Below are 9,952 nucleotides of genomic sequence, written 5' to 3'. Positions count from 1 at the left end.
AGGGTAGCATTCGCCTGGCAAGGGTGGCCGGCGGTTCCGGCGATGGCCCTTGATACACCACAAATCGGGACGCGATCATCCGCCCCGCAGCCCCTTCCCAAGTTGATGAAAACCACCCGATTTCTGGCATGTCTCCCCCCTCGAAAATGCATCCCCGCGCGAACAAGGTGCTATCTAAGCTTCAGCAGCCGTTGCCGACGCAAGAAGAAGCTACCACCCGGAACGAAGCCGCGAAGGCTCATCTAAACAGCTCGTCGTGGCTACCGGTGCGCTCGGAAAAGGCGCCATCAGCGCATCGCCGCTACGATAAGATCCGCGCCGTTATCGTAACAACAAGCGGTACAGGGCAGTACAGGGCCCTCGCCGCCGGCGGCAAGCACCCCAACTGCGCGAAGGTCGCGGTGGCGAGCGTCGCCGTGCGCGACATGCGGTTCATCGGCCGCATGGTGCAGCGGGAGCTCGCCGTGCGCGGATAGCGGAACCTGCCCGATTCACACAGCCATCACGGCCGCGCCGCCCGTTCGAGAGCGTCGAGGAGCTCGCAAATTTTGTTTGCGCGCCAGCAATCGAGTTGCCGGTACGTGCGCTTACAGAGTCATACGGAAGCGACAATCCTCATGCCGAACGAAGCGAAGCGTGGGCCAGTCCAGCCGGTGTCCACGGATATGAAAGTGCCGCAACGCAGGCGTCTTCAACGGAGACTTCTCCGAACGGCGGCACGATTTGATGATATATGGCCACGCCCTCTCTTCGACGGGAAAGGGGGTGTGGCCAATCTTTGCCTCTCGACATGGGTGCGGGGCATATGAATCGAGTAGTATACTAAAAAATTGACGCCTATATTGAGAATAGATGCATTCGATGAGAAGAAAGAGCGTTGCCGCGTCATCTTGAAAAAGGCAGTGAGGAATATCATCGAAATCCATGCGACGGACGGGCTTGCATGGTTCGCCTGGGGAGCGTTCCAAGAAGATCCGATTGCCGCGATGGAGGAATTGGAGGACTGCACAAAGCAAAGCAGCTCTCCGCCGAAGCCTCGAGATAGTCCTCAAAGAGAATTCACTGCTAATAAGTCGCGCAAGGTTATGCAGGGGACCTTCCATACGCTCGACGAGCAACATAGATCTCATGGGCGCACTGAAGAAGCCAGGAAGCATTCACTTCCTGGCTTTTACAACGTTCAAGGTTTTGCCCGATTCCCGCCGACGAGGGTTTTCAAGATGTCTCGGCGCGGCGATACCGCGTGCTCCTCCCTGCCCCCTCGCGTTGGATAAGGCCCTTGTCGCCCAGGTGGGAGAGGATTCTGATTGCCATGGTCTGGGAAACGCCAAGCGACTGCTCGATGTCGCTGCGCTTCACGACGGGATTGCTCTCGAACAGCCGGCACGCCCTCTTCTCGGAGTCCGTCAGTCCGTTAAGCTCGGGACGGTCGACGCCGTCGTAGTTCAGATTGGGCAAGGTGACTTTGAAGGCGTTGGGCGTCGTTTGGATGACCGGATGCTTCCCGGTGCCGTCATAGCATTCGTTAATCTTTGGGATGCCCGTCCCGTACGCCTCGATGAGCTTCAGGCGGTAGAAAACCTCCGCCAACCGCTTGTTCCGCGGGATGGAGATGCCGAGGGCGATATCGTCCGCCGAAACGCCTTTCACCAACCCCCCGAGCGTGACGAACTCGATTCTGTCGTCGAAGATGCTGATGAGGGCGGGCCCGCTCAGCGCGTAGTCCCTGTGGACGATGGTGTTCAGCAGTGCCTCGCGGATGGCTTCCTCGGGATAGTCCGGCATGTCGATCCGCTTCAGCCCCTTGAACTCCGAGCGAAGCCGGTTGAACCGGTTGATGTACTCGTACGCGCCGTCCAGCTGCCTCAGCACAGATCCGCTCAGCTCACACCTATCGCGGAACACCGACTTCTTCCTCCCCTGGAACACGGCGAGCTTTACGGTATGCGGGCATTGGTCGGACAAGAGGAGCGCCAAGTTGGTGCGCACGCCATCCTCGGTGACAAGGCCGAGCGTACGCCGCTTTCCTTCCCCAAACGTCAGCCCCGCCTCCTCGAACGCCGTCTCCGCTTCGCTGAAAGAGAGGCTCTGCTCGAGCGATCGGGCGCTCTCGTAGCTTCCCCCATCCGCTTCCCTGATCATCTGCAGTATGGCCGCCTCAGAAGCGGGCACGGAGGACGAGCCCTGGCGAACGTAGACGCCTGCCGGACGGATGCCCTTGTCTGCAAGATAGTACGGGCGGGAAGTTCCTTTTTGAACCTCGACGACAATGATGGTCTTGTTCTCGACTTCCCGCGCGCTGCACGACACGTGCATCGTCACGTCGGGCTTGATGGCGTCGCGAAGCGCGTTTTGCGCGCGAAGGATGGTCCTGTCGACGTCGTCGACGCCTACGACCCTTCCCGAATCGTCGACGCCGACGAAGACGGTGCCCCCGTCCGTGTTCGCGAAGGCGACGACGGTCTTCTTGATGTCGTCGACGTACGCTTCCTTGAACTCGGTCGACTGATCTTCTCTTCTCATCTTCTCATCTCCCTTCTTTATCTAACACTATTCTATTACATTCTAACCAATCTAACACTATTCTAATCATCGCGGCGCCAGATTGCTTCTGCTCGAAGAAGGGAACCTCCTTCGTTTCGAGCTGACAGGCAACCAGCAGCAGACGAAGCCTTCTCACGAAGGGGAATTGGGTCAGATTCCAAACGATTCACCTAGCCGACGCCGTTCCCTCATCTATCGAAACGCCAAGCGGCGCCTCCTGAACGACAGCGCCGCGCCAATCATCGGGGTCGGCGAACCCTTAGGAGACTGAACCTATGCCCAGCGCACGCCGTTGGCCTCTAGGAAGTCTCGCGCCGTTTCCGCCCTCGATTCATCGCGGAAGGCGAGCCAATCCTCCTCGATCCCGAGCTTGGCAACCTCGCTCTTGAAGCGCTTGAAGGCTCCTCTGCCCTCGACCGCCCGCTTCAGACGATCGCCTGCGACACCTTCCTGCATGAGAGCGAAGCTGCGCATGACCCCGTAGTCGTCGAGCTCTTCCGGCCTCGGGAGCATGAGGGAGTTGCAGCTTTCGAATTCCCTGAGCGAGCGCTCGTATTCTTCCTGGCCGACAAAGTCCTCGAAGAAGAGCATCCTCACCTCGACGGCATCGAGGTCGATATAGGCGGCGAGGGCGTCCGATTGGTACTCGAGGGCGTCGACGACGTCCCGGAGCTTGACGCGACGCGCCGGGCAGATTCCCGCATCGGGAGCGGCGCTACTGCTGTAGGCCGCCTTCGGGAAGTAGAGCAGCTCGTCCATGTGCGCGTTGGCGGTGTCGGCGGAGAAGGGCTTGGGCGCCTGCCACTCGACCCATCTCTCTATTTCCTCGTGCCTGGGGTTTCGCGCATCGTGAAGGATGTCCATAATACGGTAGTATCCGCCCACGCCCCCCGCGTCCTCGATCATGCTCTCACCTTGAGATGCCGTCACGCGCGGGGCGCGAGCGTCGTCGAGCGGGTCGATGTCGAGCACGTCGATGACGTGCTCCCACCAATCGCCGAAATCGTAGATATACCGGAACCTGCCGCCTTTGGCGATGTACGGGTCGATGAGCATCTCGCGGGCGTCGATATCGTTTCCCTCGTCGATGAACGGGTCGCCGAACAGCCTCGTGATCGGGCTTTCCACATCGGGCAATTCGAACTTGTAGAGATGGTAGTCCTGCCATTGGAAGCATTCCTGGATGACGAGGTGAAGTTGATGGAAGGTGATATGGTTCGGGACTGCGATTTTGCGCCAAACGGGCGGTTCGGTTTCGCCGATGGTCACCTTCAGATGGTACGTGGTCATACGTGCCTCTTTTCCTCGACGGCGCGCAATCTGCGGACGGGCATCCAGCCGCGCCCCACGCCGCATCGGCCCATTCGGGCCGGATCTAGGGCGAACGATACTACAAGGGACATCTTATTGCCTAGCCGTCTTGCCCGACTATTTCCTTCGGAATTGGTTTCCGCCGTTCGGGCGGGTGAGCGCGTGTCGCTGAGGGCGACTGTGAACGAATTATCTTTTCTTTCATGCTGGTGGCCGCCCGCCTGAAATACGTCGCAGACAGCGAATGGGGCTCCCGCCGCTACTTGGACGCGTCTCTGCTCAAGGAGTAGCCGTACCGGCGGCTTGCTGAATTTGCGCAAAACTATTGACGGTACCTTGCGATAAGATCCACGCCGTTACCGTAGAGACCCTCTTTGCCAGAAAAAGCACCTCCCTCCACCACGCAAAAAATCGCCCCTCCGCCATAGCAGCAGAGGGGCGACACTGGGAACCAGCTAGAGGTTCAGCTACCTTTTCGCTGCCTCCCGTTTTCCCAAAGAAGACTGCGCTCCTGTCGGCGCAAACGCCTGGTACCCGCAATCACGACACGCACCGGTTGCAGGGTCAATCGATCCGCCGCACTTCAAGCACGGTATCTCCGGTGGCGGAGCATAAAGCGGGCTGTTTGGATCGAATTTCCCGCATCTACCGCATGATGTACAGGGATAGCACATTCTCTACAACCTTCTCGGCTTCACGCTACTTGACATCCACGAGCTCGACCCAATACTCAAGCGTCTTGCCAGCATAGGGGTGGTTCATGTCGATCTTGACGTTGTCCTTTGTGGAATCGACCACCATTGCCGGACGCTTCGCAAGACCGTCCTCGCTTTCCCACATGATCATCGAGCCCTTCTTGATATCGTACCCATGATCAAGCACCTGGCGAGGGTACCACTTGACAAGCTTCGGGTTCGCATTCCCGTACCCCTCTTCGGGAGGAATAACAAGGGTCGCTTTCTCTCCGATTTCCATAGTGAGAAGCGCGTTGTCGATGCCCTTCGGCAACCGGCTCGCGCCGATTCTCACTGCAAGCGGCTCACCCGTGCGATGGTCGACCTTCCGCTCTCCGAGCACTCCGCCATCGTAGCGGATGAGCGCGATCTTTCCTCTTCTTTCATTTCCCATTGAAAACCCCTTTTCGGTAAGAGCGCCCTCATCAGAGCGGTTCATTCTGTCGTCCCATCTGCACTTATGCTGAATTCACGCAGCCGAGAGCCTCTAGAGCTTGAGCTTCTTGTGGCAACCGAATGCGAAGTAAATGACCAGGCAGATGATGTAGAGCGGCACCATGCCGATCCAGGAGCCCATGCCCCAACCCCAAATGGTGATGGCGTTGCCGATGATAAGGGCGCCGATGGTCATGCCGATATTCTGCGTGAAAGCCATGAAAGCGTTCGCAGCGGGAATGTCGACCGTATCGACCGTGTTCGGCGTGAACTGCCACAGAATCGAAGGCACGCAGCCACCGACGATACCAGCAAGAATAGACAGCGGGTAGAACAGGACCGGGTCCTTAAGATGGAACACGAGCGCCGTGTAGATAACCGCAATGATAAGACCGACGAGCAGAACCCAACGATGGTTGTTGAACTTCTGGGTAATCCAGCCGGAAACCGGCGGCGTGATAGCACCCATGAAGCCGAACAGCGAGAAGATGGCGTTCGCGGCAACGAGCGTAGCGCCGAGCTCGGTGCTCAGATAGGTCACGATAAAGCCATTGATTGCCATATATGCAGCCTCATCGAACAGGAAGATGAGCGCCATAGCCCAAAGCATCGGGCTCTTGAGAGCGCGCTTGATGTTCGCGCCCTTTCCAGCATCTGCCTCTTCGATAGAGCTCGCCGCGTCAAGGTCGAGCGGCTTGCGGTAGAACACGATAAAGAGAACACCGACGAGGAGGTCGTAAACTGCAGTGCCCCACCAAATGCCATCCCAAGTCACGCCCAGAGACTCAACGAGCCAGCCGAACAGAATCGGGCATACGCACATGCAAGCTGCAACCCACATCGACCAGATGGACAGCGGAAGCGAACGCTTCTCAGGAGAGAACCACGGGCCGATCGACGAAGCGCCGACAACGCCCATGATACCGAACGAAGCACCCTCGACGACGCGGCTCACGATAAACAGCGTCGTGTTCGTTCCCGCCATTGCGCCCATGATGGAGCCAACGACACCGCAGCCAACGGCAACGGCGACCGACACTTTCATTCCCCATTTGTTAACCAAGCCGGTCGTCGGGAACGCCATCACGAAGCCCATGATGTAGAACGCCGCAACGACAAGACCGAACGTCGCGTTGTCAATCATGAAGTTCTGGCAGACGACGGGAGCGAGAGCAATCGCCTTCGCCATGTTGGAACCGGGCACAAAACCCACCAACATCGTGAAGAGAACAATGACCCAGCCATAGCTGCCATTTATACACTTAGATTTGTCTAGCGCCTTCTCTGACATATCTTCCTCCTTTTGAATGACCTTGCTATGTTCCCCTTGAATAACTCCCCTTTAGCGAGGCTTGCGGCAAGTCGCACAACTTACCGCAAGCCGATTATCCATAGGGTTGAATCGGGTTGAGAATTGCCCTTGAGTACGTAAAATCGCAGGAAAAGGGGGTATGAGACCCTTATTTAAAACCTCATACTTTACGTCCGATTCACTTTTGCTCGGTAATTCAGCGCAATGGGGGCTCTTTTGGCAGTCAGCATGCTTTCCCGTCTCTTATAGCTCCACAGCAACGTCGAAAGCATCCATATTAGCAGCAAAGATATTGCCGACCCTTCGCGCATCGCCAACGACAACGACGTCGGGCATCATTTCTTTAAAAGCAGCGATTGCATTTTTGTTCGGCTCCAAACCACACGCGAGAACAACGGTGTCGGCAGGCGTCTCAAGAAGAGAGCCGTCTTTCTCGTAAACAACCCCGCTATCGGTGATTTCCACTGCATTGGCATTGCCGACGAAGTTGACGCCGTAACGATCCTTGAGTTCGATGAGCCCGCTGCGCAGCTCGTTCATCACCTCACGCCAGCTATCACCCTCGGCAATTCGGGAGAGCATCTCAACCTCATGCCCCTCATAAGCCAATTGGATGCCGCACTCCAAAGCCGATAAACCGCCGCCGATAATCACTACGCGCTTCCCCATCGGCCTTCGCTTAAGGTCGGCATCGGTCACGCTCATTACGTGCTGGCGTTCAACCCCCTTAATGCCGGGAACAATATGCTCGGCACCAATGGCGACAATCACGGCATCGGGGCTTTCGCGCATCACCAACTCGGGCGTAGCCTCAACTCCAAGCCGCACACCAACACCGCTGCGCCTCGTTTCGTCGACATCCCAAGCGAGGTAGCGCTTGTGGTGATCCACCTTGCAGAAAAGCGCCGACGCCTCGTGCAGACGACCCCCCAGCTGAGCTTCCTTTTCGAAGAGCACGACCTCATGACCGCGTTTCACCGCAATCTGGGCAGCCATCATTCCCGCAGGGCCACCGCCTATGACAACGACTTTCTTTTTCTCCTCCGCTTTCGGAATCGATTTGTAGTAGAGTTCCCTTCCCAGCTGAGGGTTAACCGAACAGCGAACCCCTCCCCCAACCGCAGGGCGAGACGCGCATTCAATACAGCGAAGGCATGGACGGATAGACTCGGGTTTTCCACGGTACGCCTTGTTCACGAAGTCCATATCCGCAAGAATGTTGCGAGCCATGGCCACAATGTCGGCCTTACCTTCTGCAAGAATCCTCTCTGCCGTGGCGATATCGGGGATGTTCCCGACACACGTCACGGGGATCTCGAGCTTATCGTGCACAACGGCAGTTCGAGCAATATTCAGGCACCGCTCTTGGGGATACCCGGGCATCATGTACTTCACATACACGGGATCGAAGATCCAGCCACCAGACAGATGGGCGTCATCGATATACGGGGAAGCAGCCTGGAGAAACGCAATGACATCTTCGAGTTCGATGCCCCCATCTACATATTCGTTCTGGCTAATCCGAAAGTCGATTGCCATATCCTCGCCAATCGCTTCTCGCACCGCGCGAACAAGCTTCAAGGGAAATCTCATCCGATTCTCAAGCGAGCCGCCATACTCGTCAGTTCTCTGATTAGTCGCAAGCGAAAGAAAGGCGCTGACCAGGTTGCCGTGAGCACCATGAATCATCACCATGTCGAAACCGGCGTCGCGCAAACGGACAGCTGCCGCCTGAAATTCCCCAATGACCTCGTCCATCTGCGCTTCGGAAATCTCCTCAAATGCATCTGGGTCCATATCAGGAGCCACCCAGGGAACCCAGGCCTTGCGACCTGCAAGCGCACTGGGTTGAGCAATCCGCCCCGCATGGAGTATCTCACATGAAATGGCGGCCCCGTAACGATGAACCTCCTCGGCCAATCGATGCAACCCGGGAATATCCGCATCATGGCAGACCGACAAGCTGCCGTAAAAGTCCCTCGCGCGACCTTGATCGACAGGAGATGCCCCTATCGTCACCATGCCAACGCCCGATCGAGCCTGCGCACCCAGAAATTGAACCAGCGCTTCGGTGACTTCGCCATTGACGACGCCAGCATGCCCCGACACTACAGGGGAAAACACCAGGCGATTCTTCAGTTCAAAATTACGAATCTTCACAGGAGAAAAGACGTGCGGGTAATTGTTGAAATCAACCACTGCAATCACCTCATTTTCAGCAAAGCCCCTCCCGTGCGCAGCAACGAGAGGGGCTTCAATGCGATAACTAGAATGTCAGTCCAACGACCATCGTCCCGCCATCATGGTTGATGACAGTGCCGGTAACCTGGGACCCAGCAGGAGAAGCCAAGTAAACGGCAAGCGCGCCAATCTCAATCGGCTCACCGAAGCGATGGGCGGGCATCGTGTCGCGAATGAAGTCATTGATCTTATCGGGAAGGTCCCCGTCAAGCCCGGAGTGAGTAGGACCGGGGGCAATGCAGTTAACCCGAATACCGTAGTCCCCCATCACGATGCTGAGATGCCGCGTAAGGTGGTCAAGAGCTGCCTTCGAAGCATTATAAGGAGGCATGGGGTTGATGCGGGGGTCGCCGATACCCTGGCCGCCAATCGACGAGATGTTGATAATGCTTCCGCCCCGACGAGCGTCCATCATCCACTGGCCGAACTGCTGGACGCAGGCAGCCACGCCATCGAGGTTGACGCTCATAACGCGCTTCCACTCTTCAAGTCGTTCATCGTCGAAAAGGCTTTTATGTGCGTCAATACCGGCGTTGTTGACAAGAACATCGACGTGGTCGAACTCACGAGCGACCGCCTCTTTCGCCGCCACTACGCTGTCGAAATCCCCAACATCGCATTGCACGCAAAAACACTTGCCGCCGAGGGCTTCCAGCTCTTTCGCGGCGTTAGCGCCCGATTCCTCGTTTCGGCAGAGGATCGCCACGTTCGCCCCACATTCAGCGAACGCCTGGGAGATGCCCCGCCCCAATCCGCGGTTTCCTCCCGTTACAACAATATTCATCCCCTTAACTGAGAAGGCATTCTCCATGCTGGAAATAGGGGCATTCTTAATGATGTCCATAGTTCTCACTTCTTTCGATTCGCTGTTGCCTCCCGATGGGTTCATCGGCCGAGATATCGCTACAGTTCCATTGCGCAGTCGAATGCAGACTGGTTTGCGCGATAGATGTTGCCAATCCGATTGCAATCGCCAACGACATGCACCTCGGGAATCAATTCAACAAACGGCTCCGCTGACGTCGGCCTCAACCCAAGCGCATTGACGACAAAATCGGCCTTGAGGACCTTTTCTTGCCACTGTGAGTCACCAACATGAACACCATCGTCATCGACGGAAAGGACAACGTGCTCGCCGAGACACGCGATCCCGTTGCTCTCGAGCTGCGCGATGAGCATTCCCCTCGTGATGTGCGTCATGCCATGAGCAAAGCTGTCAATCGGACCCTTTTCGACGATGGTGACCTTGCAGCCGTCCATCGCAAGCGCCAGCGCCGTCTCGCATCCGCTCGATCCGCCTCCGCAGACAACGACGTTGCCGGAAACCTTCACGCGACCGGAATCAACATCGCGCACGGGCACAACATTCTCGCGA

At 57.2% G+C, this 9,952-nt stretch carries 8 protein-coding genes; 1 reads left to right on the top strand and 7 read right to left on the bottom strand.

The window, feature by feature from the left end; translation table 11 throughout:
- Positions 1–266: 266 nt before the first annotated feature.
- The gene (locus Q0G85_RS09635; RefSeq protein WP_297157367.1) at positions 267–476 is read left to right on the top strand and encodes a hypothetical protein; all 210 of its coding nucleotides are present in this window, start codon (positions 267–269) and stop codon (positions 474–476) included.
- A 739-nt stretch (positions 477–1,215) separates the two neighbouring features.
- On the opposite strand, the gene Q0G85_RS09630 is transcribed toward Q0G85_RS09635, so the two are convergent.
- The 7 genes from Q0G85_RS09630 to Q0G85_RS09600 form a co-directional block, all read right to left on the bottom strand.
- On the bottom strand, positions 1,216–2,523 hold the full coding sequence (locus Q0G85_RS09630) for an RNA-binding domain-containing protein (RefSeq protein WP_297157364.1): 1,308 nt from the start codon (positions 2,521–2,523) through the stop codon (positions 1,216–1,218).
- Between the two features lie 294 nt (positions 2,524–2,817).
- Positions 2,818–3,834, bottom strand: a complete 1,017-nt coding sequence (locus Q0G85_RS09625; RefSeq protein ID WP_297157361.1) for a plasmid pRiA4b ORF-3 family protein — start codon at positions 3,832–3,834, stop codon at positions 2,818–2,820.
- Positions 3,835–4,554: 720 nt separating this feature from the next.
- Positions 4,555–4,983 carry a peptidylprolyl isomerase gene (locus tag Q0G85_RS09620; protein ID WP_297157358.1) on the bottom strand — a complete coding sequence of 143 codons (429 nt, stop codon included), beginning with the start codon at positions 4,981–4,983 and terminating at the stop codon, positions 4,555–4,557.
- 93 nt (positions 4,984–5,076) lie between these two features.
- Positions 5,077–6,315 (bottom strand): nitrate/nitrite transporter, encoded by a 1,239-nt coding sequence (locus Q0G85_RS09615; RefSeq protein WP_297157354.1) that lies wholly within the window; start codon positions 6,313–6,315, stop codon positions 5,077–5,079.
- Positions 6,316–6,579: 264 nt separating this feature from the next.
- Positions 6,580–8,535 (bottom strand): FAD-dependent oxidoreductase, encoded by a 1,956-nt coding sequence (locus Q0G85_RS09610; protein WP_297157351.1) that lies wholly within the window; start codon positions 8,533–8,535, stop codon positions 6,580–6,582.
- 67 nt (positions 8,536–8,602) lie between these two features.
- A complete protein-coding gene (locus tag Q0G85_RS09605; protein ID WP_297157347.1) occupies positions 8,603–9,421 on the bottom strand; it encodes an SDR family NAD(P)-dependent oxidoreductase in 819 nt (272 codons plus the stop codon).
- Positions 9,422–9,480: 59 nt separating this feature from the next.
- Positions 9,481–9,952 (bottom strand): FAD-dependent oxidoreductase (locus tag Q0G85_RS09600; protein ID WP_297157344.1); only part of this gene is annotated, 472 nt, incomplete at its 5' end.

The organism is uncultured Ellagibacter sp., from assembly GCF_934617235.1.
Taxonomy (GTDB): Bacteria; Actinomycetota; Coriobacteriia; order Coriobacteriales; family Eggerthellaceae; genus Ellagibacter.
Note: the sequence above shows the minus strand (reverse complement) of the source record. Positions and strands in the feature narration are given on the sequence as shown.